General features: G+C 37.3%; 22 protein-coding genes and 1 pseudogene. 10 read left to right on the top strand and 13 right to left on the bottom strand.

Going from position 1 to position 23858, the window contains the following annotated elements; all coding sequences use genetic code 11:
• Positions 1-5 precede the first annotated feature (5 nt).
• Positions 6-851, top strand: coding sequence for a hypothetical protein (locus JG738_RS05925; protein ID WP_201337014.1), 846 nt, complete (start codon positions 6-8; stop codon positions 849-851).
• Here JG738_RS05925 and JG738_RS05920 read toward each other — a convergent pair.
• Positions 848-1954 carry a M20 family metallopeptidase gene (locus JG738_RS05920; protein WP_201337013.1) on the bottom strand — a complete coding sequence of 369 codons (1107 nt, stop codon included), beginning with the start codon at positions 1952-1954 and terminating at the stop codon, positions 848-850. The genes JG738_RS05925 and JG738_RS05920 overlap by 4 nt on opposite strands.
• A gap of 59 nt (positions 1955-2013) precedes the next feature.
• Here JG738_RS05920 and JG738_RS05915 point away from each other — a divergent pair, with 59 nt between their 5' ends.
• From JG738_RS05915 to purL, 8 genes are all read left to right on the top strand, one after another.
• The gene (locus tag JG738_RS05915; protein WP_201337012.1) at positions 2014-2913 is read left to right on the top strand and encodes a RimK family alpha-L-glutamate ligase; all 900 of its coding nucleotides are present in this window, start codon (positions 2014-2016) and stop codon (positions 2911-2913) included.
• Positions 2906-4321: a RimK family alpha-L-glutamate ligase gene (locus tag JG738_RS05910; protein WP_201337011.1), complete on the top strand. Its 1416-nt coding sequence runs from the start codon at positions 2906-2908 to the stop codon at positions 4319-4321. The genes JG738_RS05915 and JG738_RS05910 overlap by 8 nt, the downstream gene beginning before the upstream one ends.
• A complete protein-coding gene (locus tag JG738_RS05905; RefSeq protein ID WP_201337010.1) occupies positions 4311-6887 on the top strand; it encodes a M14 family metallopeptidase in 2577 nt (858 codons plus the stop codon). The genes JG738_RS05910 and JG738_RS05905 overlap by 11 nt, the downstream gene beginning before the upstream one ends.
• Positions 6877-7446, top strand: coding sequence for a hypothetical protein (locus JG738_RS05900; protein WP_201337009.1), 570 nt, complete (start codon positions 6877-6879; stop codon positions 7444-7446). The genes JG738_RS05905 and JG738_RS05900 overlap by 11 nt, the downstream gene beginning before the upstream one ends.
• A gap of 58 nt (positions 7447-7504) precedes the next feature.
• Positions 7505-8593: an IS21 family transposase gene (gene istA, locus JG738_RS05895; protein WP_201336910.1), complete on the top strand. Its 1089-nt coding sequence runs from the start codon at positions 7505-7507 to the stop codon at positions 8591-8593.
• Entirely contained in the window at positions 8565-9374 is an 810-nt protein-coding gene (gene istB, locus JG738_RS05890) for an IS21-like element helper ATPase IstB (RefSeq protein WP_370583670.1), read from the top strand. The genes istA and istB overlap by 29 nt, the downstream gene beginning before the upstream one ends.
• Before the next feature lie 64 nt (positions 9375-9438).
• Positions 9439-9576, top strand: a complete 138-nt coding sequence (locus tag JG738_RS05885; protein ID WP_201337007.1) for a hypothetical protein — start codon at positions 9439-9441, stop codon at positions 9574-9576.
• Between the two features lie 106 nt (positions 9577-9682).
• The gene (purL, locus tag JG738_RS05880) at positions 9683-11890 is read left to right on the top strand and encodes a phosphoribosylformylglycinamidine synthase subunit PurL (protein ID WP_201337006.1); all 2208 of its coding nucleotides are present in this window, start codon (positions 9683-9685) and stop codon (positions 11888-11890) included.
• Positions 11891-11920: 30 nt separating this feature from the next.
• Here the strand turns inward: purL and JG738_RS05875 are convergent, their stop codons facing one another.
• Positions 11921-13735, bottom strand: a complete 1815-nt coding sequence (locus tag JG738_RS05875; RefSeq protein ID WP_201337005.1) for a TIGR00341 family protein — start codon at positions 13733-13735, stop codon at positions 11921-11923.
• A 41-nt stretch (positions 13736-13776) separates the two neighbouring features.
• Here JG738_RS05875 and JG738_RS05870 point away from each other — a divergent pair, with 41 nt between their 5' ends.
• Entirely contained in the window at positions 13777-14730 is a 954-nt protein-coding gene (locus JG738_RS05870) for a 6-phosphofructokinase (RefSeq protein WP_201337004.1), read from the top strand.
• Here JG738_RS05870 and JG738_RS05865 read toward each other — a convergent pair.
• The 11 genes and pseudogenes from JG738_RS05865 to JG738_RS05815 form a co-directional block, all read right to left on the bottom strand.
• On the bottom strand, positions 14715-15221 hold the full coding sequence (locus JG738_RS05865; protein ID WP_201337003.1) for a HAMP domain-containing sensor histidine kinase: 507 nt from the start codon (positions 15219-15221) through the stop codon (positions 14715-14717). The two genes, JG738_RS05870 and JG738_RS05865, sit on opposite strands and share 16 nt — an antisense overlap.
• Positions 15218-15670 (bottom strand): hypothetical protein, encoded by a 453-nt coding sequence (locus JG738_RS05860; protein WP_201337002.1) that lies wholly within the window; start codon positions 15668-15670, stop codon positions 15218-15220. The genes JG738_RS05865 and JG738_RS05860 overlap by 4 nt, the downstream gene beginning before the upstream one ends.
• Positions 15671-15841: 171 nt before the next feature.
• The gene (locus JG738_RS05855) at positions 15842-16480 is read right to left on the bottom strand and encodes a response regulator transcription factor (RefSeq protein ID WP_201337001.1); all 639 of its coding nucleotides are present in this window, start codon (positions 16478-16480) and stop codon (positions 15842-15844) included.
• 40 nt (positions 16481-16520) lie between these two features.
• Entirely contained in the window at positions 16521-16715 is a 195-nt protein-coding gene (locus JG738_RS05850; protein ID WP_201337000.1) for an SHOCT domain-containing protein, read from the bottom strand.
• A gap of 70 nt (positions 16716-16785) precedes the next feature.
• Positions 16786-19858: pseudogene (locus JG738_RS05845) on the bottom strand (efflux RND transporter permease subunit).
• Complete coding sequence (locus JG738_RS05840) at positions 19851-20819, bottom strand: efflux RND transporter periplasmic adaptor subunit (RefSeq protein WP_201336999.1); 969 nt, start codon at positions 20817-20819, stop codon at positions 19851-19853. The pseudogene JG738_RS05845 and the gene JG738_RS05840 overlap by 8 nt, the downstream one beginning before the upstream one ends.
• 47 nt (positions 20820-20866) lie before the next feature.
• Complete coding sequence (locus JG738_RS05835; protein ID WP_236593244.1) at positions 20867-21505, bottom strand: TolC family protein; 639 nt, start codon at positions 21503-21505, stop codon at positions 20867-20869.
• A 59-nt stretch (positions 21506-21564) separates the two neighbouring features.
• Complete coding sequence (locus tag JG738_RS05830) at positions 21565-21858, bottom strand: hypothetical protein (protein ID WP_201336997.1); 294 nt, start codon at positions 21856-21858, stop codon at positions 21565-21567.
• On the bottom strand, positions 21842-21988 hold the full coding sequence (locus JG738_RS05825) for a hypothetical protein (RefSeq protein ID WP_201336996.1): 147 nt from the start codon (positions 21986-21988) through the stop codon (positions 21842-21844). The genes JG738_RS05830 and JG738_RS05825 overlap by 17 nt, the downstream gene beginning before the upstream one ends.
• Positions 21989-22104: 116 nt before the next feature.
• Positions 22105-22350, bottom strand: coding sequence for a FixH family protein (locus JG738_RS05820; protein ID WP_201336995.1), 246 nt, complete (start codon positions 22348-22350; stop codon positions 22105-22107).
• A gap of 11 nt (positions 22351-22361) precedes the next feature.
• A complete protein-coding gene (locus JG738_RS05815) occupies positions 22362-23801 on the bottom strand; it encodes a multicopper oxidase family protein (protein ID WP_201336994.1) in 1440 nt (479 codons plus the stop codon).
• Positions 23802-23858 lie beyond the last annotated feature (57 nt).

The raw sequence follows: 23858 nt of genomic DNA, 5'->3' as shown, positions 1-23858 counted from the left end.
ATTTTATGAAAAGATTGATACTCTTTATTCTAGCTATTACTTCGCTTTTTGCAAGTAGCATTGAGTATGGGCATGGAAATTTTCAAATGAAATATTCTCTTTTCAATCAAAATTTTTCAGTAGATACAGATATCTCAACATACTCATTTGTTGAAGAACATAAAAATATTTTTAGTTCTGATTACTACTATCGCTTCAATATTACATGGATGGCAGCTGATCAAGTTACAGCTATGTATAAATATATGAATACAATGGTATCTCCTTTGCATATAGCTACATTTGCATTTGAGCCTAAGGGTTTAGATATTAGTATTGGTTTGGGTAAAGACTTATATCACAAAAGTGAGCATGACTATTTAGGTATAGGACTAGATACAGGTGTTTCTATGCCGTATGCTGACTGTATGATTAAAGCTGTTAATTATATCGATATTGGTGATTTGATGAGAACAAAAAAACTCTTTAAAGTCGATGTAACTACATACAAAATTGGACCTCATGTTACATTTTCTTATGCATTTACCAATATGCTGAGTCTTTATGGTGCAGCAAATTACTCTTTTCAAAGCTTCAGATTTAAATCTAGCATTATTGATTCTAAAGTAAAAGTTGATGGACATACATACGGATTTGATATAGGATTGAGAGCGGATCTTCTTCATAAAAACTATCGAGCAAAGTTCATAACTGTCAAACCAAGATTATATGGTGTATTGGGATATCACTATCAAAAATGGGATGTAGATAGCTTTTATGTAAGAGCGTTCTCTTTCTCTCTTCCTTTAGAGTTTGGCGATATAGAGTTTAGAAGTAGTTATATGTATTTAGGAATTGGATACTCATTTTAAAGAGGCTCAAGCCTTTTTTTGCTTTCTTGCATAAATCCTTTTAATAGTGACGTAGCAAGTTCAATTCTTTGTATAAAGCTTTTTTTACTCGCTCTTTCATGTACAGTATGATCTCCATCTCCATAAGGACCGAATCCATCTAATGTAACAGTACCTGCAGATGCAGCAATATTTGCATCGCTTCCACCACCACGATGCTCGACTGGAAGCTTGATTCCTGTCCATTGTTTTATACGCTCCAAAAATGCGAGTTGCTCTGGACGCTCCTCCATTACATCGCGCTGCAGTCTTCCACCTAGTGTAGCAGTTGTTCCAGGAATAAAAGAGGTATTGGTAATTTCAGTCATACTTGCAAGAACTCTGTCTCTTTCACTTGCAGTAGTAAAACGGGTTTCAAAAAGAAGCGTAGCCATTGGACTAATCGTATTTGCGCCAATTCCTCCTTCAATCTTGCCTACATTTACCGTTGTTCCATTATCGGGATCGCTTAAGTGTGAAAGTGCCAGAATTTTATGAGCAGCTTCTTGGTTCGCATCAATTCCATCTTTAAAGCAGTTTCCTGCATGAGCAGCTTTTCCTTTTATCTCTATCTCAAATGTTCCTATCCCCTTTCTTTGGGTTACAACTTCACCATTTTTGCCAGCAGCTTCAAATACAAGGCAGTAGTCATACTCTTTGGCTATATTAAATGTAAGTTCTGAAGAGTCATCGCTGCCAGTCTCTTCGTCGCTCACTAAAAAAATATCTATATTAAAAATCTCTTTTTGACGGCGCAAAGCCTCTATCATGACCATAATCCCACCTTTCATATCACAAACCCCAGGACCATAGATCCACTCTTCATCTTCCCTGAAATATTCAAATGTTCCAGGTGGAAATACTGTATCGAGGTGTCCTAGAAGCAGTATTTTTTCTCCCTCTTTTTTTGGTGACTTGAACCATAAGTGATTACCTATATGCTCCCTTTCAAAAACTGTAGTTGTAAATCCCAAAGACTCTAATTTTTGGCGTACTATTTCACCATTCTTGTCCACACCAGCTTTATTTTTGGTATAGGAATTAATATTGATAAGCTCTTCTAATTCACTAAAATTATACTCCATTTTAAAACCTTTTAATCAACTTTTATGTATTATAAAAAAAAATTTCTTAAGGGATTCTCATGGGGCATGTCGGGATATGGATGTACCAAAATGGGGGTGGTGATGTCATTGAGCAAAAGATGGTGCGAAAACTGCAAGAAAGAGGCCATAAAGTAACTACAGGTCTCAACCTTCGCCATGCTATTGCAGAAAATGGGAAAATGTTGCTTGATGGTATGAATTTGTATGAGCTTGACTGTTTTTTTAGCTACAACGCAGGTGAGCAGACAAAATATCAAGTCTATCTTTATGAGGCGCTTGATAGACATGTTCCTTGTATTAATAATTTTAAAGCTTTTGCTATTAGTGAAGATAAGTTTAAAACAAATGATACATTAAGATCGCATAGTATTCGCACGGCTGACTACTTTTTATGCCACAGAGAAGATGTCGAGACGATTCGCAATAAAGTCTTGGAATGGGGCAAAGCGGTCTTTAAAACAGTTGATGGCTGGGGCGGTATGGGAATGGCACTTGTAGATAGTAAAGATAAGCTAGATATGATTTTGCCATTTTTAAATCAAACAGATCTACGCTTTTTCTATATAGAAAAATTTATCGATTATGACGGAAGTGATTATCGCATTGATATAGTTGATGGGGAGTTTATTGCATGTTATGGTAGAAAGGCAAAAGAGGGGGATTGGAGAACAAATGTGACAAGTGGCGGCAGTGTAATTATTAGAGATTGTGATGAAGAGGTGATAGAGCTTGCCAAAAAGGCAGCAAAGGCACTTGATATCGAGATAGCCGGCGTGGATATCATCTATGATAGGGCAAATGAAGAGTATGTGGTGCTTGAGGTAAATGGGATTCCAGCATTTGCAACACCTGAGCAAGAGAAAATGGGACTTGACTTTAATGATAAAAAGATAGAAAAAATTATAGAACTAATAGATAAAAGGATAAACAATGGCTAAAAAACTTCCAAAAATAGGACTTTTGTATTTAGATTATGTACTTCGATTTTTTGATAGGAGTAATTTTAGAGGCTGGCCAGATAAAATTGAGACAGTAGTGTATCACTGGAAAGGTGATGAGGAGCGGTTTATTAAAGAGGTAAAAAAGAAAAAGATTGACGTCCTCATTGGAAATATCCCAGCAACTGCTTATGAGACATTTAGAAAGATTGCAAGAGAATTACCACATGTACGTTTTATTCCAAGTCTTGATGCTCAATTTGCCAATAAAAGCAAAGAAAATGTTACGAGATTTTGCTGGAAATATGACATCCCTATTCCAAAAACTTATATTTTTTATGATAAAGAAGAGGGAATGGAGTTTTTAAAAAACGCTACCTATCCAAAAATTATTAAACGCAGTTATGGTCCAAGCAATTATGGTGGATACTATGTTCATAAAGTTGACAGCTTCGAAGAAGCAAAAAAGCTGCTTGAAACTAAAAAATATTGTCCAATCTATGTGCAAGATTTTGTACCAATGAGTGCTGATATTCGTGTAATGCTTATTGGCCATAAACCTGTATGTGCTTTTTGGAGAAGGCCACCTGAGGGACACTGGCTAACAAACACAAGTCAGGGCGGAAGCATGGATTATATGGATGTTCCAAAGGGTGTATTGGATTTAGCTGTGAAAGTAAGTAAAGCTGCAAATGCAGAGTATTGGGCGTGTGATATTGCAGTAGGAAAAGAGGATGGTAAATATAGAATTTTAGAGTGTGCTACCGCCTTTGCCGCGTTTCCATACATCAGAGATTGGATAGGGCAGTATCTCATGTGGAAACTAAGTAATGGTAGATTTCCTAAGCCAAATATACCTGTATACAACTGGGAGGAGCTTGGCAAAATCGACAGCTCACTTCTTAGAACCATGCGCTATATTACATTTGGTCGCTATACACCAAGTTTTGATGGAGCATATTTTCTTAATCGCCAAAAGATGGCAGAGGATGGTAGTGTAAAAGCGCTTTGGGAACTTGATGAGCAGTATCCAATGCTAAATACTGAGGATAGAGACTATGAGGAGTGGCCAAGTGAAAAGTGGGATTTTACAGGTAAATGTAAAGGTTTTTGGAAAGGTAAAAGCCCTAAAGAGAAACAAGAATCAAACGAAGAGCATATCTTTGAAGAGCCACAAGATGCAGAACCGGTGACTCTAACAGAAGAGCAGATTATTAACTTTTTAGAAGAAACGCTGGGCAAAAAGAGAGCAAAAAAAGTTTTGGATCAGATGGATGCATTTAATATCGCTTATGCACTGGATAATAATCCAGAGAGTTTATTGGAGCTTAAAGGAATAAAAGATAAAACTCTGCACAAACTTCTCATAGCCTGGGAAGCATTTAAAAAGGAATCGGTTGAAGCATAATTATCTCTCTTATCAAGATACAATAGAGTTTTTAGAGGATATGGTCAAAGAATATCCTCACCTTATACAGATGCAAACGATTGGCTCAACATGGGAAAATCGACCAATTGTTTTAGCTACAATCACTCAAAATGTAGAGTTTGCCCATCTCAAACCAGCTCTACTTTATACAGGGACTATCCATGCAAGAGAGTGGATAGGTAACGAGCTTGCTGTTGCATTTATCCGTTATCTATTAACGCACTCTACAACAGATCCAAGAGTAATGGAAGCATTATCCAAAAGTACGCTCTATATCGTTCCGGTACTCAATCCTGACGGCTTTGAGTACTCTCGAACCCACTACTCTTTTTGGCGAAAAAATAGACGGAAAAATCCTGATGGCAGTTATGGAGTAGACTTAAATAGAAACTTTAGTGTGGGCTGGGTAAAAAGTACCAACTACTCATCCAATGTCTATGGAGGGCCAGCGCCATTCAGTGAGCCTGAAACAAGAGCCATAAAAGAGTTTGTAGACAGTCATCCAAATATTACCATCGCTCTTGATTACCACTCCCAAGGCAATGTCTTCTTTCCAGCCCATAAATTCAACCATGAAGCTGAAATTGATGGGACAGATCTCAATGTGCTTTGTGCCAATATGAACTATGAGATATTTAAAGTAACGGGTAGAAAGTATGGTATCCACAGAGGAAAACCACCTACAAAGCTTATCAGCGGAAGCGGAAGGGAGTATTACTACTCAAAAGGAATTTTGGCATCTGTTGTTGAGGTTGGAACAAGAAATATTCCGGACTATTTGCAAAATATGAGCGAATCGATCCATGAAAATATTCCAGCCCTTTTGTATGCCCTCAAAGAGGCTTCCAACTATGCGCCTTCACATCCACCAAGAGTTGAGTACTTTACTATCAAAGAGTCTAATAGCAATGCAGTGACACTCCAGTGGGAGTATGATTTGGAAGCTAACACTGGAGTCTATTTTGAAATATATCGAAATGATCAACACAAGGAAGCGTGTAGGGAGCCATCACTCATAGGCACTACAACAAGATTAGAGTTTATCGATACAGATAGAGAGAGTGGAAAGCTCTACTTTTACTATATTCGTCCCGTTAATCTGCTTTCTCGCCAAAAAGGCCCTTTTGCACCACAAGTCAAAGTAATGACGACACTTGAGCGGGATGAGTTTTTTAGAAACCTCTTTCCGGCACCAAAAGATATAGGATATGTGGCGCAAAAATCGAACAAAAATCCTGAGCATTTTGGAAAAAATTCACTTTTTGTTGGAGTCAACGAGACATTGGGCATAAGCTATGGCGTCATTCGATTCAAACTCGACTCCATTGCCACTCAAGCACTTATCAAAGAGGCTAAAATAAGTCTCTATCCTCTCAACAGAGTCAATGTTAAGATTGAGAAGTATGGAGAGTGGTCTATCTCAATAATCGAAAATGTTGAGGATATTACAGATTTTGAGCAGATTCATAATGCTAAAGTGATTCAGACATTGGGGCAGACTATTCCATCGCAGCAGCTAACGCAAGGGATTTGGAAAACATGGAACTTCAATAGCTATGAAAGAGAGCTTTTGCAAGAGGCTATTAAAAAGGGAGAGGTGCTCTTTCGCATACAAGGACCTACAAAGCTTCCTTTGGGAAGTGATTCACAGATGATGATGTTTGATTTGGGCTATGGTCCTTTTGGTGGGGGGATTCACTATCGCCCGCATCTTGATATCAAATATACTTTGCCTTCCACTAAACTTGAGATTGAGCCAAGCCGATTGGCTACAGTTACAAAGGATGGTGTTACACTGGATACCTTGAGCTGTGGATTTGATAGTGATGGAGATGTGGTGTATGGCTTTATGGAGTTTGATCTCTCAAGCTTGCCAGAAGCTGATACGACAGTGATTACAAATGCTTTCATAAGAATCCATAACAAACCGATCAAACCAAGTGGAGAAGATATTCGCTATCTTATTGAGCTTGTCGATTTGGATAAGTTGGATTATGAGAAGCTCGAGCATCGAGAATCTCTTGGATTTATTGATTATGAGGTGAGTGAAACTGAGCTTGCAAAAAAAGATGAGCATCTATTTTTGTTTGATACTTCTAGCAAAATTGAGCTAGAAAACGCCCATGCACAAGACAAAAAAGTTGGCTTTATAATTCGACCTACCAAAGCATCACAGACAAAAAATCACATCATAGACTGGTATGACAAAAGAAGCCAAAATGAAGTCAAACTCGATCTTAAATATATTAAAAGAAGAAAATATCCCGTCGCGCCTGTAAAAGATCTCTCGGCAAAAATAGAAAAAGGGATGGTAAAACTTACATGGGAAAATCCTACAGACCCAGATTTTGTCGGTGCCTATGTGGTACGCAACCGATTCCATCCTCCACGTAATCCTCAAGATGGTGTGAAGCTCTATGCGGGGAAAGACAACTACACCTATGACAATTTTGGTAATACAAAAATTGCAAAATATTATGCAGTTTTTACCTATGATAATGTTCCAAATTATAGCGAGCCTGTGATTTTACATTATGAACCTTAAAATCCTGGGTATTGACCCAGCACCTGGGAAGAAAAGTCTCATATATGATGGCAATTCTTTCCAGGCTTTGGGTTATCAAAAGTTAAAAAGATATATTTTTAGCTTTAAACAGCCTCTTTTGATTGCATGGGATGCGCCTCTTGGTGTAGATGTGGAGTATTCATTAACGATTAAACAAATTGAAAGGGAATTAAGAAAAGAGCTCAAACCTCCACGAGGTATATCGATTTTACCCTTTGCAAATTGTCCGCACTGGACAATTTCTCAGTTTCTTTTTGGTTTGCCTTCCATTCACCCTGAACACAAACCCTTTGCTACACTCATTACCTCTTTTGAGCAACATATAGAAGAGATAAATCTCTTAGAGGTACATCCTGCTCTTTCAATGTGGTTATGGCTTAAAGATGAACTTCCCTGCATGTTTAATTGGCGTTATAAAGGCATAAAGAGTGATTTGAAGAGTTTTTTGACTATCAAGCAAAAACTTGAAGAAAAAGTTAAAGTATGGGATGTATCCATGTCACCTGCAATGTTAAAATACACCACAGACGCAAGATGAAAATGTACCATCCATGAGATGAGGAAATATAAGAGAATATAATCGCTTCCAAAAATATTTGGAGGCAATAGTGATTACATACGAGGAGTTTGTGATGGTACATACACTTTACAGACAAGGATACAGCATAAGAGCTATTGCAAGGATGACGGGACTTGATAGAAGAACCGTATCCAAAAGACTCAAAGAGGATAAGCTTCTGCCAAGAAAACCGAGAGTTTACAAATCGAAGCTCGATCCATACAAAGAGTATATAAAAAAGAGAATAGCTCAAGGGTTGCCGGATAAAATTCCTTCAACGGTAATATACCGGGAGATTACAGCAAAAGGGTATGAGGGGAAGATAAGAATATTGCAGGCGTTTATGAGCGGGCTTTATAAAGAGCATATGAGCGTAAAAGAGGAAGAGGTAGTGCGATTTGAGACAGATCCGGGCGAGCAGGCGCAAGCTGACTGGACGGTGATACGAAGAGGGAAGAATCCCATTTATGCCTTTGCGATGATTTTGGGCTATAGCAGATACGCATTTATCTGCTTTACAGACAATATGCGCTTTGATAGTTTTATAGATTGTCATAAAAAGGCTTTCGCCTTCTTTGGGGGAGTGCCTAGAACCATTCTTTACGACAACCTCAAAAGCGTGGTGATAGAGCATAACGCTTACGGGAATGCAAAACACAGATTTAATGAGAGGTTTTTGGATTTTTCCAAAGAGTATGGATTTATTCCAAAACTTTGTAAACCCTACAGGGCAAAAACAAAAGGGAAGGTAGAGAGAGTTATAGGCTATATGAAAGGAAACTTCTATATTCCTTTGAAAGCAAGACTCAAAAACTCTTCGCTTGTTATAGATACAAAGCTTCTTAACAGCCAGATATTTCAGTGGCTTGAAATTGTTCATAATAGAGTGCACGCAACAACGAAGCAAAAACCAAAAGAGCTCTTTATAAAAGAGCAAAAAGTTCTGCTGCCGCTAATAATTTCAGCCAAGCCAAAAAGCTTGCATAACAAAAAAGAATATGACAATTGCATAGATAAAAAGCTTTCCTTGTCAAATAAAAAGTATAAAAACAGCATAAACATACATAATACAGCTAAGAGTTCTTTAGAGGAGTATGATGCGCTTTTGGGAGTTTGCCATGCATAAAGAGATACACAGTATAAATGAACAGATACAAGAGTATGCTGCGCTTTTTAAACTTCCTGCCATTAAAGAGAGCTTTTCATCCATAGCGCAAGAAGCAGCTAAAAAGAATCTTTCATACAGCCACTTTTTGCTTGAGCTTTTTAGATATGAACATCAAAAGAAGATAGAGCGTTCAAAAGCAACAACACTAAAAATGGCAGGCTTTCCAAAAGTAAAGACCATAGAGATGTTTGATTTCTCATCTTCTGCGGTAGATAGAAATATTATTAATGAACTTTCTACTTTAAGATTTATAGAGAATGCCGAAAATATCCTGCTTATTGGACCAAGCGGTGTTGGGAAAACCCACATGGCCATAGCTTTGGGATATCTTGCTACACAAGCAAGAATAAAAACAAAATTCATCACTGCAGCAGATCTGCTTTTACAACTTGAGATTGCGCAGCAGACCAACAGGTTGCAGCACTATTTCAAAAAGGTTATCAATACGGTAAAACTCTTGATTATCGATGAATTTGGCTATATCAAGCTCAATGAAAACCAGGCCAATCTCTTTTTCCAGGTTATCAATAAACGGTATGAAATAGGATCAATTATCATTACAAGCAATCTATCTTTTACAAAATTCAAGGAGGTGCTCAACAATGATGAAGCGTTAACTACAGCAATACTTGATAGGCTTATTCACCATAGCCATATACTCAATATCCAAGGTGAAAGCTACAGGCTTAAGCAAAAAAGAAAAGCTGGTGTCCTTACTGGACTCGATAACAATTTTTAGTTTCAAAGTGGTACATTTTCACTTCGCATCTTGGTACATTTTTAGGTTGCACTTGACAGTATCCATGCCAGCAATTCAAAATGATAATGAACTTGATGCCTTTGTAGCATGGCTCATAGCTTGGCAATTTGTTTTTATGCCAGAAGAAGTAGAGTTTAGAGGTAATGTAAAAGAGGCTATACTGCTTCCAAAAATTGATTGATATTTATTAATATTAATTTCCTATAACCTTTTTCCTCGATTGTTTGGCTATTTTTAATCTATCTTTTTGTAAAATTAATCTAATTAATACAAGTCAAGGGTTACATATGGAAAATCTGCAAGAGGTTTTAAAAGCACATAAACTTTCTATGGAAGATTACGAGCATATCAAAAAGATTTTAGGACGTGAGCCTAACCTTGTCGAGATTGGTATATTTAGTGCCATGTGGAGTGAACACTGCTCCTATAAATCCTCTAAAAAATATCTCAAAGGTTTCCCTACCGAAGCGCCTTGGGTGATTCAAGGACCTGGAGAAAATGCAGGTGTTATTGACATAGGTGATGGGATGGCAGCTGTATTTAAGATGGAGAGCCACAATCACCCAAGTTTCATTGAGCCTTATCAGGGGGCTGCAACGGGAGTTGGTGGAATTTTACGCGATGTTTTTACTATGGGTGCCCGTCCAGTAGCAAACCTTAATGCTCTTCGTTTTGGAGATGTGAAAAGAGATGATGAAGTTGGTGCACACCAGCGCTATTTGGTGCGAGGTGTAGTTGCTGGAATTGGTGGTTATGGCAACTGTGTGGGTGTTCCAACAGTCGGTGGAGAAGTAAGTTTTGATGAGTGTTACAACGGCAACATTTTAGTCAATGCCTTTAGTCTTGGAATTTGTAAAAAAGATGAGATTTTTTACGGAAGAGCCGAAGGTGTTGGAAACCCTGTTATCTATGTTGGAAGCAAAACGGGACGTGACGGTCTTGGCGGAGCTGTTATGAGTAGCGATAGTTTTACAGAAGAGACAAAAAAGCTTCGTCCGACTGTACAAGTCGGCGATCCTTTTACGGAAAAACTATTACTTGAAGCTTGTTTAGAACTTTTCAAAACGGATTATGTCGTTGGAATCCAGGATATGGGTGCCGCGGGGCTTACTTCAAGTAGCTTTGAGATGGCTGGACGTGCTGGAAGTGGGATGAAGATGTATCTTGACAAAGTCCCAATGCGGGAAGAGGGGATGACGCCGTATGAGTTGATGCTAAGTGAGTCTCAAGAGAGAATGCTAATATGCGCGAAAAAAGGTACAGAAGAAAAAGTCCTTGAGATTTTTAGAAAGTGGGATCTTGATGCAGAGATCATTGGTGAAGTAACAGATACAGGAGTGATGGAGCTCTATTGGCATGGTGAAAAGGTAGCAGAAGTTCCTGTTGCACCTGTGAGTGAAGAAGCCCCTGAGCTAGATCGTCCAACAAAAAGGCCAGAGTATCTTGACTATATCAAAGAGACAAGTATCGATACAGTTCCTCATGTGGATGATCAAGAGGCATTTGAGAAGCTTTGGAGTAGCCTTGAAGTGGTTAATAAAGCTTGGGTATATGAGCAGTATGATTCGATGGTACAAACCAATACCGTTAAGCACCCAGGAACTCTCGATGCAAGTGTAATTCGCGTCAAAGAGAATGGCAAAGCTATTGCTATGAGCAGCAAATGTAATCCAAGATACTGCTATATCGACCCCAAAGGCGGAGCTGCAGCTGCAGTGATGGCAGCAGGACGCAATGTAGCGATGAGTGGGGCAAGACCATTGGCTATCACGGACTGTCTCAACTACGGGAATCCTGAAAACCCGGAAGTGATGTGGCAGTTCGCCCAAGGAACGGAAGGAATCAAAGAGGCGTGTAGAGCGCTTAATACTCCAGTTGTTAGCGGAAATGTATCTCTCTATAACGAAACAAATGGTGTAAGTGTTTATCCAACGCCGACTATTGCCATGGTAGGTCTGAATGATGATGCCAACAAAGTTTTGCCATCTTATTTTCAAGCAGAAAATGATGTAGTTTATATCATAGGAGATACAGAAAAAGAGTTTGGAGGAAGTCTCTATCTCAAAGAGCTTTTTGGAAAAGTAGCAGGGGAACTACCAAAAATTGACTATGAAAAAGAGCTCAAACTTTGGGACTTTGTCATAGAAGCAAATAATCGAGGACTGCTTAAAGCTGCCAAGGATGTAGGGGTAGGGGGCATCGCTATCGCGTTAGCCAAGATGGCAGCATTGGGAGACAAAGGATTTTTGGGCAATTTTTGCTTTGAAGATAGCAGAGAAATTTTCAGTGAAACATTTAGCAGGGCACTTGTAGAGATTGACCCAAAAAATATGCATGCACTTGAAGAGCTGGCAAATGAGATTGGTATCCATGCGATACCACTTGGAACAATTGGTGGCAATAGATTTCAGCTTTGTGATATTGATATAGATATGGAGAAACTTAAAAATATCTATTTTGATACATTCAAAAAAGAGATTGAAAAGGATCTATAAAAAATATTTGCCGGCCAAGCCGGCAAGACTTCATAAAACTTGTTTGAATGAAATGATGAGTTTTTCATGGGGAAATTTTTTCTTGATTTTCTGTAAAATCGTTTCTTTAGCTTTAATATTCAATTCTTTACTGCTCAAAACCGATATAAAAAGAGTTGCTCCTCCTTTATGATATTGGATATTATCAAGTTGCAGTGTTACATCTTTGAATTTTAAATATTTGATCTGCATATAAATTCGCTCTTCTTTAAGGACTGTCTGCGTGGCGATATAGAGCGGGAAAAAGATTGATACCAAAAGCATGAGTTTGATAGCAAGTGCAGCTGAGGCGTATCTTTTGGATGCGTAGCCAAGAAGATAAAACATTATCCCTGCTGCAAAAACAATTCCTATAATGTTTGCAAGAAAGAGCAAAAATGCTTTATAAAATACATCAAGATTCCCCCATCCAAGACCAATGCCTGCAACACAAAGAGGTGGTACAAGTGCCACTGCAATTGCAACGCCAGCTAAACTCTCTCCAACCTTTGAGTTTGCATATCCATATGCAGCGGCAAGTCCTGCGAGGATTGCTACACCAAGATCAAGAAGTGTAGGATTGGTGCGTATTGCCATCTGCTGTGTCATATGCTCTATTGGGAATAGATTTGTAAACCCGAGGGCTAGCAAAAGAGCTAGAAGTGTGGAAATAAATACCGTTTTGAAACTATTTTTGACAAGAGTTTCATCAAAGCGAATGATTCCCATTGCAAGCGATATGACCGGAGCCATAAGCGGAGCTAAAATCATAGCGCCAATAATGGTAGGTGAGGAGTTTTGAAAAAGGCCGAAAGTTGCCATTAAAACACTAATAAGAAGTAAAACTGTATACTCTATGCTTATTTTTGCATTATCTTTTATTTTTTTAAAAAGATCTGCAAAGGCCTCTTCTGGAGCTATGGGTAAAAATGGCAAAGTTCTTTTAGTATAAAAATTGATAAACTCCTCATCTCTTGGAAGGCGATCGACCCTTATGGTCTCTTTTTCCTCTTTAGGACATGGCTTTGTTCCTGATACTATTTGGAGATTTGTCGGGACATTTTTGAGTATTACATTTTTTGAGGTTATTGGTGCTTCATTATCACAAATAAGTGTAAGTTCTTTTTCTGCATTGAGTTTGATGCTATCTGTTACTAAAGTCCCTATGCCCTTAGGAAGAAATTTTTGATCTTTTTTTACAAGGAAATAGCGCAGTTTAAGAGCTTCTATTATACTTGTTGGTGCATAGATAACAGCAGCTACTTTTTTGCATCCAGTTTGGGTATCTGTTAAAAAGGCTTCTCTTTTTTCTTTGATATATCTTGCATCTCCGGCTTCTATTAATAGTGATGCAGTGATAAATTTTTGAGATTTAAGCTCTATATTTGTTTTAAAAAGGCGAATATTATAGAAATTTTTTAAAAATGAGAGAAAAATATTTTGATTTGTTATCCACCTTTTATCACCTATCACTGCTGATGAAAAGAGGAGTTTTTCGTTGCAGTATGTAAAATAGTGCTGTTTCGTGGTAAGTGAAAAAAGCTCTTCAAGAGATGGGGGGAGATTAAAATATTTCTGTGTTAAAGGATTGGAAGCATAGGGAATGATATAGATAGTAAAATTTTTCGCTTTTGCATAATGCAGCCATGCTTTGATCTCTTTATCACCAGCAAGCAAGAAGATAATTGATGATGGAGGGAAATCAACTATTCTATCATGGAACTCTTTTTTTATAGGATGCTTATGGAGATGCTCATATATGAGAAGCGAGTACTCTCTTATAATCTCATGTTTAATATTTTTATCGTACAATAAATAGCAATGCATATAACTACTTTTTAGTAAATTATATTAAAAAAGGCTTTTAAATGAAAATAGCAATTATGGGAAGTGGTGGTGATGCACCAGGAATGAATCCCGCAATCAAACGATTTGTAGAAGTTGCCTATGAAATGGGACATGAACCATACTTTATATTCGATGGTCTTGAAGGGCTTATTGATGGGAGGATTGCAAAAGCAATATATAAAGATGTTGCTGGGATCATCCACAGAGGCGGAGCAATTATTGGCTCATCCCGATCAAAGAGATGGTATGAGAAAGAGTATAGAAAAAAAGCATATGAAAATCTCAAAGCACACGATATCGATGCAATAGTTGTTATGGGAGGAGATGGGAGTTTTAGAGCATTAGATCTTTTTAATAAAGAGTTTTCTATTAATTTTGTAGGTATCCCAACGACCATAGATAATGATATATATGGAACGGATTTGTGTCTTGGCGTAGATACGGCTTTAAATGTTATTCGAGACGCGGTTGATAAGATTAGAGATACCGCTTCAACTTTTGCCAGGGCTTTCGTTATTGAGACGATGGGGAGAGAATGTGGTTATCTAGCTGCAGTAAGTGCTATTACAAGTGGAGCAGAGGTGTGCGTGATACCAGAAGTGGATTTCAACAAGCCTCTTGCTACAAAAATTTTAAGAAAAGAGATAGAGGAAGGGAGACGATATATTTTAGCCATAGTTGCTGAAGGAACGAAAAGAACTGCAGAGATTGCAAAGTGGCTTGAAGATGATATCGGTATGGAGACAAGAGTGACAGTGCTGGGGCATATCCAGCGTGGGGGTAATCCTACGGTCAAAGATAGGATGTTAGGTTTTGGTTTTGCACTTAAAGCTCTTGAGGCTTTGAATGCTAAAGAAGCGAGCAAAATAGTTGTATATAAAGATGGAGAATTTGGAGTTGAAAGCTTAAAAGATGCCCTCAAACCTTACACAATTGATCCTCAAATTCTTTCAATGCTTCACTTTATGGATTGATTGAAAGTAACAGTAAACGTAGTTCTTTCCTCGTTTGATTCGACAGTGATTAAGAATTTGTACTTTTTACTAATACGCTGAACTATATGTAAACCTATCCCATAGCCTCCCTGGTCGTTATCGGCTCTTTGATATCGCTCAAAAATTGTTTTGAGTTTTTTATGTGGTATTGGTTTGGACCTATTAGAGATACTCAACTTGCAATTTTGCAGAGTGATTCTAATTTCAGAGTTTTTAAACGCATATTTAATAGCATTATCTATAAGATTTTTTATGAGTAGTCTTATCTCATCAGGATCTGCTTCTATGGTGCAAGCGTGTAGCTCTTTTGAGATAGTCAAACCTTTTTGATCGATCAAAACGTCAAAAAATCGAAGAATATCTTCAATTATGGATACTATATCGACCTGTTGTAGATAATTTTTTCTTTTTTTTGCAAGTGTTGCATAGGTAAGATCTTGATGAATACTGCTTAAGAGTCTTGCACTCATGATGATAATATCAAGATATTTAGGATTCTTTGTTTTTTGTATTTTTGGGTAGCTAGTAGCAGTGTTGTAACGGGAGTATTGAGTTCATGGGTGCTATCTTTGATGAATCTATCAAGACTCTCAAGGCTTTCTCGCATAGGTTGAAGAAAGAGTTTGCCAAGATACCATCCGATACCAAGGAGAAAGAGGAAATAGAGCAAACTCAATAGTACAATATTTTTCAGTATTTTTCGGTATTTTGTATTGATACCGCACTCTTTGACAACAATATACTCTATGCCAAGATGTCCTTTTGCACTTTTATCTACATAATAGATGCAATCATTTTTAAAAGATAAAGATTTATCAAGTGATATCTTTTCATGAAAATTTCCTTTTATAAACTTTTGTTTTTTATCTAACAGTAAAAAATTAATTCCTTGAGGAATGACAAATTTCTTTCCTTCCATTTGTGCATCGATAGCACTAGAAGCTATGTCAAAAGCTTCTCTTTGGAGTTTTGCGACTATTTTATCTTTTAAGGACTCTTTTTTTATACTATATTGGAAATAAGCAAAAGAGACAATAACTATACCGACAGCAATAATATAGGTGAAAAAAATCGAAAAAGAGCTCTTTTTTCAGAGCGGCTCAAACTCATAGCCGCTTCCTCGAATCGTTTTTATATTTGGAAAAATTTTGCGCAACGTTTTAATGTAGCTTCTAATTGTTGCTTCACTGGGAACTTCATCATAACTCCATATATTTGCAATGAGATCCTCTTTTGTGACTACTTTGTGGGTATAGAGGTAGTGTAGGATTTCACTTGCTTTTGGGGTGAGTTGAATCGTTTCATCATCTTTAATAAGTATATGTCTTACAGGATCGAAGAGAAAATCACCGATCTTTATCTTTTCTTGCAGTCCATAGATACGTTTTACATGCTCGATTCTAGCATCGAGTTCTTCAAATTCAAAAGGCTTTTTGATGTAATCATCACACCCTATATCAAAACCTTTTTTGACATCGGATGAGCTGTCGTTTGAGGTGATGAAAATGACCGGAGTCGTATTACGCTCCTTTCGTAAAATTTTGAGTAGTTCATCGCCTTTAAGTCCAGGGACATTGATATCAAGCAGAGCTAGGTCTACTCTATTTTCATAAAGATACTCCAAAGCATCTTCACCATTGTCAAAAGTGACTGTCTCATATTTTTCATTCAAATGTTCGACCATTAATTCTCTAAGTAGAGTATCATCTTCCAAAAGCAGTATTTTCATCAGTTTTACCCTTTATGAGACTCTTTTATTACTTATTATACTAATGATCCTTTAAAGTTTTCAGTGCCTCTTCATACTCATCTTTGCTGATTTCTCCTTTTGCAAACCGCTCATCAAGAATCGACTTTGGGTCTTTCTTGTCAGAGTTTCTTGTGACAAAGTACAAAACGATAGCAAAGAGTATTAATATATAAATCCATCCAAATCCCATGAAATGACCTTGCATCCAATGCATATTGACTCCTTTTTTTCTTATTGTAGGCAAAAGGGTGTGGAAAAATTGTGTAAAGCAAGGGGAGAACCCCTTAGCGGATTTTTTTGGAAATTTGGATGTAGATCATATATAAAAGCGGGATAATGATTAGACTAAGAATTGCAGATGTAGCAACTCCACCGATCATGGGTGCAGCAATTCGTTGCATCACTTCACTGCCTGTTTTATTGGTGTACATAATGGGAAGTAGACCAGCTAAAATTGCAAAAACGGTCATCAGTTTAGGACGAACTCTTTGAACAGCACCTTCATATATCGCTTCAACGAGTAGTTTTTTATCCAGCCTTTCATATTTTTCCACGCTCTCTTTGAGATAGATAATCATAACGATTGCAGTCTCAGCTGCAATTTCGAGCAGTGCCAAAAATCCGACAACCACTGCAACACTCATATTAAAACTCAAATAATCGATATAAAGCAGTCCTCCCAAAAAAGCAAAAGGTAAAGACAAAAAAACAAAGAGCGTTGGTACAATTTCACCAAGAGCAAAATAGATGAGTATCAAAATGATGAGAAGCACCGATGGAACGATCCACTTGAACGTATTCATGGCACTTTGTAGATACTCACTGCTACCAGCCCACTCATAGAAGTATCCTTTTGGTAGGGTTAGGCTTTGCAAGGCGTTTTGTGCAACTTTTTTATATTCTGATGCACCCACTCCTTGCATTGGAGTGATATAGATGTAGGTGACCAGTTTTGCTTTTTCACTTTTGAGAACTGAAGCGCTTTGTTCATAATGGACATTGGCTATCTCTTTTAGAGGAATATAGCCATATTTTGTTTTGATACGAAGCTCTTTGATCGCTTCAAGGCTGTTTCTTTGCTCCTCTTCCAATCGAATCGAAATGGGATAGCGCTCAATGTTTTTGAGTTTCACTGTAACTCTTTTCCCACCTATTGCGAAGCTTACAAAATCCAATATATCAGACCTTTTTAATCCATACAAAGCAAGTTTTTTGGGATCTGTATCGATATCGATATAGTATCCCGTATCGCTTCTATCGGCAAAAACCGATTCTGTTTGGGCTAAAGCGGCAAGTTTCGTTTCAATTTTTTTGGCTAATATTTGCAGCTTTTTTATATCATCACCATAGAGTTTGATGCCAAGGGGTGTTCTGATACCGCTAAGCAGCATGTCGATGCGGCCCCGAATAGGGTATGTCCAAGAGTTGACTAGTCCCGGAACTTGCACCGCCTCATCCAAATCTTGCAACAGCTTTTTCATATCTATTTTTTCATTCTTGAGCGTTATGATTGTCTCTATCATGGAAAGTGGAGCCGGATCAGTTGCAGTATCGGCACGTCCCGCTTTTCCAAAGACAGTCTCCACTTCATCAAAACTAGTGATTACTTTGTCTGTCATTTGTGTAAGTATCTTTGCTTGATCGATGCTAATGCCATAGGGAGTAACCGGCATATACATCAAAACACCTTCATTGAGGGGTGGCATAAACTCCCATTTGAGCTTTTTATAAAGTGGATAGGAAAAAAGAAGCAAAACTACCGAAAGGGGGATAAGAATGTAGCGCAGTTTCAATCCTATGACGATAAATGGATGATAGAGCCAAATAAAAAATCTATTGACTGGATTTTTCTTTTCATCTGGAACATCTTTTATAAACCAGATCATAAGAGCCGGTACTATCGTAATAGCCAAGATCGCTCCCACACTCATAGCAAAGGTTTTTGTAAAGGCAAGTGGCGTAAAAAGCTTTCCCTCTTGCCCTTGCATAGCAAAAATTGGTAGGAAAGAGACGATGACAAGAGCTAAGGCGAAAAAGATTGGACGACCGACCTGTTGACACGATTCGATGATGAGCGAAACTCTCTTGCTTGGCGTTAATGTATTTTTATTTTTGATGCTCTCCAGTTTTTTGTGGGCATTCTCTATCATGACAATACTCGCATCCACCATAGCCCCAATAGCGATAGCGATACCTCCAAGGCTCATGATATTGGAGCCTACACCAAAAATTTTCATAAGCAAAAATGTTAGACCGATAGTCAGTGGCAAAACGATCAATACGATCAATGTGCTTCTAAAATGAAAAAGAAAAAAACCGATCACTACAAGGACGATGATGCTCTCTTCAATGAGTGTATCTTTGAGTGTGCTTACAGCATCTTCTATGAGTCTGCTTCGATCGTATGTAGGGATAATTTTGATATCTTTGGTTTGAAGTTGTGAGAGTTTTTCTTTTACTTTTTTGATTGTTGCATAGACATCTGCACCATATTTTGCAATAACAATTCCTCCAACCACTTCTCCTTGACCATTGAGATCTGCTAGACCTCGTCTTGGCAGGGCAGTCCATTCGACTCTTGCTATATCTTTGATTTTCAGTGGAATCTTTTGTGTTGTTTTAATGGGTAGCTCTTCAATTTCTTGAAGGGATTTGATGTAGCCACGTGCTTGAATCATCCATTCATACCCATTTTGTATCGTTATGCCGCCGCCAACATCGTTGTTGTTGAGTTCTAGCGTTTTAACTATATCTTTGACTGAAAGACCATGTTCTATGAGTTTGTGATTATCGATTGTCACTTGATAATTTGGAATAAATCCGCCAACGCTTGCAACTTCACTTACACCATCAATGCCTAAGAGTGCATATTTAAGAGTGTAGTCTTGGTATGTGCGAAGCTGGGCCAAATCTTTTGTATTGCTAACCAGCGCATACTCATACACCCATCCAACACCGCTTGCATCTGGTCCAAGGCTTACCTCTGCATTTTTGAAGGGTAGGTGCAACTTTGCTCAGTTCCTCCAACACCCTCGTTCTTGCATCATAAAGATTGGTTCCATATTTAAAGATGATGTAAATCAGCGCATTTTCGTAAGTTGAGAAGCCTCGAACCGTATCGATATCAGATATTGCCAAAAAAGAGCTTGTAAGGGGGTAGGTGACTTGATCTTCTATGATTTTTGGGCTTTGTCCAGGAAATTTGACCTGTATGATGACTTGAGGTAGGGTGAGATCAGGTATCGCATCAAGAGGCGTTTTCTTTATGGCCCAATAGGATGCTCCTGCAAAAATGAGGGCAAATAAAAGAATCAAGAATCTATTTTTTGCGCTCAATTCTATAATTTTTTCAATCATTGTAGAGTCCATTTATCTGGGCATCGCTATCAAGCAAGAACATTGCACTATCGGCAATCGTTTCACCTTCTTTAAGCCCAGAGATGAGTTGATAGTATCTGTTATTAAGTGGCTTTATTTGAACGACAACCGGTTCATATTCTCCTTCATATTCGCCAACTCTAAAGGCGTACCATTTGCCATTTTTGCGAATAACTGCTGTTTTTGGTATAACAAGAATCGATTTTTTATGCTCTATTATGGTAACTTTGGCATATTCTCCTGCAAGAATACCTTTTGCCTCAACAAAAAGACGCACTATTGCAAGAGCACTGTTTGTATCCAAAAGAGGAAGTAGTTTATGTTTTTTTACTTGTAACTTTTCATTTTGTACTTGGGCTATTATCGAGACAGATTGTTTATAAAAATCGATATCTTTACTTGGAATTTGAGCCTCTATCCAAAAATGAGTATTTGATGCGAGGCGAAAAATTGTTTTTCCTTTTTGAAAGAAACTTCCTGGGTAAACATCTTTTTTGAGCAAAAATCCATCAATAGGTGCTACTATTTTTGTAATAGTTAAAGTTTTTGTAGGATTTTTGAGTTCATCTTTTGGAAGCCCCAAAAGTTTTAGTTTTAGATAAGAAGCTGCTGTCATTCTCTTGTCAAGACCAAATTTTAAAGAGTTTTTGTACTCCTCTTTTGCGTTATAGACTTCAAGGCTATAGATAAGGGCTAAAACATCGCCTCTTTTGATATGTTGCAACGGCTCTTTCGCATACAATTTTTCTACATATCCAGAAAATCGTGGAGCAATATCGACGATTTTGCTTCTATCGAGTTTCACTATGGCAGGGTATGTTTTTTGCACAAAAAGATCTTTTTGTGCAACTTTTGTCGTTTTGACATTGAAAAGCTGCTCTATGCTCAGCCTTTCTGCATACAACAAAAAAGGCAAAAGAAACATAAGTAATAGTCTCATTTATAAGCTCCATTTAAATAATTGATCTTTGCTTTCGTTAGAAGTTTTTAGATTTTAAAATCGATAAGTTTTAGTTCAATCGCGAATTTGCTTTTGAGCGTATCAAGATATTTGTAAAGCATATCTCCCGAGCTTATGCGAGATCGAACGAGATCCAAAGAGTGGTCTACCTCTTTGAGAGATCTATGTTGCAAAAGTGTAATTTGTGTTTGGAGGGTTTTTAGTTGTTCATATAGTGAGACAATTTCCTCTTGCACATAGATTTGCACATCTTGTTTTTTGGATTCAATCGACATCGCTTCAATTTTTGCTTCTTGAGATCGCAGTTTTTCCGTTCCGTATAGTGGCAAAGAGATGGAAATACCGATGGAGATATAATCATCAAAGTTTGCTCTTTGAAAGTAGCCTACATTGAGGTTTATATCGCTCTTTTCATCTAAAAGATACCTTTTTGCTAAAAGCTGTTGATAGCGCTTTTTTTCCTGGAGTTTTTCAATCTGTGGAAAAATTTTTTTATCTATTTCGATATCTTGAATTGGATCGATACGAGTAATTTTTTGTGAAGCAAGATACGAGAGTGTGTGCAGGGCTTTTGTTTGTAAAAAAACAAGCTCTTCTTGCGTGGTTTTTAGATCAGATAAGAATATTTTGCTCTGCATCAAAGCCAAATGGTAGCTGCTATCCACAACCAGCATTTTGCTATAAAGATCAATACTTTGTTTAACAAGTTGAATATAGTTATTTACTATTTTTTGCTTTTGGACTGCTTTTTGATAAAAAAGTGCATTTTTAAAAATCTCAAATGCAAGCCTATTTTTTGCAACCTCAAGATCTTTAAAAATGACTTGCTTTTTTTGTTTGACCAGTTTTGCATCGAACTCTTTTTTCCCAATGTTGGAATTTTTTGCGTGATGCTAATCTGTTGGGTCTGCATAGGTTCAAGATCTCGCAAAAACGGTGCATCCAAACGAAGATCGTTTACTGCAAATTGTAAAGTTGGATTTTCCCAATTTTTTGCTTTTTTATACTCTATATCCATTTTTCTTAGAAGTATTTGAATGGAGTGTAAAGAGTTGTTTTTTTTGTAAAGCCCTCTGAACAATTGTATCGATATTTTGAGCTTGCAGCAGCGAACCAAAAATCGCTGCTGTTATGAAATATCGTTTCATTTTAGATGTTTACCGAAGTTTTAATGCGGTACTTTTTACCACTGTTTGTTGTAATAAAAATATGTACCTGCCATGTTCCTAACATAGGCAACTTTACGTTGGCTTTGTAACCTTGATCATTTTTTTTCAATTTTAGCCCAGCTTTCCATATACGGCATACTGGGCATTGCTGGCATGAAAAATTTAACTTTTACATCTTTAATATTTTTTTTGTTGATATGAAGCAAAAAAGAGTTTGCTCCAACACTCAAAGGTTTATGAGAGACTATGTCAATCTTGAAACCTCTGTATTTGACATGCTTTTGAAAGCCAACTGCAAAAAGAAGCATTGCACTGAGCGTTACTATTGCGATTTTTTTCATGTTTCATCCTTTTAAAAGTTTGAAACGACAGTAAACTGTCCCATCATGCCATCATCTTCATGCTCTAATATATGACAATGGTACATATATGGATGTACTTCATCTACATAGTGTTTCATCTTTACAAGCACTTTTGCGGTTGAATGTGGTGGCATATAAATAGTATCTTTGAATCCTCTTTCACTTGGCAATACATTTCTTGCGCTTCCATTTCTCTCGATTATTTCAAAATGAGTTGCATGGATATGGAAATTGTGCACCATATGCATTGGATTAATAATCTCCCAAATTTCGATTTCATCAACCGGTACTTTTTCATCTATTCTGTTTTTATCCATAATTTTTGAGTTTATTGCCATATGTCCTCTTCGCATATTCAAAACAAATCTTCTCACTCTTTTTGCATCATGGATATTTAATCTTTCTAAATTGGTAAGCTGTGTTGGAAGCGAATCAACCAATCCTATACTCTCATCTTTGAATATATATAAAAGGGATTTAGAAGTATTACGATCTTGTAATACAAGATCTCTATCTACATAGACAACAATTTCAGCACGCTCACCAGGACTTAAAACCAAAGAGTTTAGTTCTATTGGTTGCTCTAAAAAGCTATTATCTGTAGCAATTTGATAAAATCTTTTAAAAGGACCAAAGCTGATTTTAAAAACTCTTGCATTTGCACCATTTAAAACTCTTAGTCTCAGCCATCCAGTTTTAGCATTAAAGTATGGCTCTATCGCACCATTGACCAAGAATGTATCTGCTTTATAGCCTCTTCTTATTTCCATACGATTTGGTGAATAATCGATTTGACCACTGCTATCAAACTTTTTATCCTGTAAAACAACTGGAATATCATCGACTCCATAGGTTTGTGGAATATTAAGATTTTTGCTCTCTTCATCTTCTACAATTATCATTCCAGCTAGCCCCATATAGACCTGTTCAGCCGTTTTTCCCATCAAATGTGGATGATACCAGCAAGTACTAGCTGGTTGATTAACAGTATACTTTGCACTCCATTTTTGATTTGGATTGATAACTTGATGTACACCTCCATCCATTATCGCAGGTACATGCATACCGTGGCCATGCATTGTGGTAGCTTCTGGTAAGTTGTTTTTATACTCAATTTCTACACTTTCTCCTCGTCTTAGAAGCAGTGTCGGTCCCAAGTATGTACTCTCTATGCCATAAGTTTTTGTATTGATATTTTCAAAGAAAGTATGATGGGACTCTTGAATGTTTAGATGAAATTTTTTGGTCCCATTTTCAATTATTGGATCAAGTAGTTTTGGTATTGGTAAAGGACTCTTTTTTGGTTTTAGATTCAAAGTATTACTATTTGTAGAATCTCTTCTACCCATCCAACCATGGCCCATCCAGCCATATCCCATAAAACCTATAGGAGCAAATCCACTCAGTTTAAGAAAATCTCGTCGTTTCATGTTTCCATCCTTTGTGTTGATATTGGATAATCATAAAGAAAAAAATGTGGAAAAAGT

The organism is Nitratiruptor sp. YY08-26 (genome assembly GCF_016593215.1).
GTDB lineage: Bacteria > Campylobacterota > Campylobacteria > Campylobacterales > Nitratiruptoraceae > Nitratiruptor > Nitratiruptor tergarcus.
This window is presented reverse-complemented; position numbering and strand designations above follow the sequence as displayed.

Coding starts and splice junctions, on each gene's coding strand:
- JG738_RS05925 (WP_201337014.1), top strand. CDS start 6: ATGAAAAGATTGATACTCTTTATTCTAGCTATTACTTCGCTTTTTGCA.
- JG738_RS05910 (WP_201337011.1), top strand. CDS start 2,906: ATGGCTAAAAAACTTCCAAAAATAGGACTTTTGTATTTAGATTATGTA.
- istB (WP_370583670.1), top strand. CDS start 8,565: ATGCGCTTTTGGGAGTTTGCCATGCATAAAGAGATACACAGTATAAAT.
- purL (WP_201337006.1), top strand. CDS start 9,683: ATGGAAAATCTGCAAGAGGTTTTAAAAGCACATAAACTTTCTATGGAA.
- JG738_RS05870 (WP_201337004.1), top strand. CDS start 13,777: ATGAAAATAGCAATTATGGGAAGTGGTGGTGATGCACCAGGAATGAAT.
- JG738_RS05920 (WP_201337013.1), bottom strand. CDS start 1,954: ATGGAGTATAATTTTAGTGAATTAGAAGAGCTTATCAATATTAATTCC.
- JG738_RS05840 (WP_201336999.1), bottom strand. CDS start 20,819: ATGAGACTATTACTTATGTTTCTTTTGCCTTTTTTGTTGTATGCAGAA.
- JG738_RS05865 (WP_201337003.1), bottom strand. CDS start 15,221: ATGAGTGCAAGACTCTTAAGCAGTATTCATCAAGATCTTACCTATGCA.
- JG738_RS05825 (WP_201336996.1), bottom strand. CDS start 21,988: ATGAAACGATATTTCATAACAGCAGCGATTTTTGGTTCGCTGCTGCAA.
- JG738_RS05860 (WP_201337002.1), bottom strand. CDS start 15,670: ATGGAAGGAAAGAAATTTGTCATTCCTCAAGGAATTAATTTTTTACTG.
- JG738_RS05815 (WP_201336994.1), bottom strand. CDS start 23,801: ATGAAACGACGAGATTTTCTTAAACTGAGTGGATTTGCTCCTATAGGT.
- JG738_RS05915 (WP_201337012.1), top strand. CDS start 2,014: ATGGGGCATGTCGGGATATGGATGTACCAAAATGGGGGTGGTGATGTC.
- JG738_RS05885 (WP_201337007.1), top strand. CDS start 9,439: ATGCCAGCAATTCAAAATGATAATGAACTTGATGCCTTTGTAGCATGG.
- JG738_RS05850 (WP_201337000.1), bottom strand. CDS start 16,715: ATGCATTGGATGCAAGGTCATTTCATGGGATTTGGATGGATTTATATA.
- JG738_RS05820 (WP_201336995.1), bottom strand. CDS start 22,350: ATGAAAAAAATCGCAATAGTAACGCTCAGTGCAATGCTTCTTTTTGCA.
- JG738_RS05900 (WP_201337009.1), top strand. CDS start 6,877: ATGAACCTTAAAATCCTGGGTATTGACCCAGCACCTGGGAAGAAAAGT.
- JG738_RS05875 (WP_201337005.1), bottom strand. CDS start 13,735: ATGCATTGCTATTTATTGTACGATAAAAATATTAAACATGAGATTATA.
- JG738_RS05830 (WP_201336997.1), bottom strand. CDS start 21,858: ATGGATATAGAGTATAAAAAAGCAAAAAATTGGGAAAATCCAACTTTA.
- JG738_RS05855 (WP_201337001.1), bottom strand. CDS start 16,480: ATGAAAATACTGCTTTTGGAAGATGATACTCTACTTAGAGAATTAATG.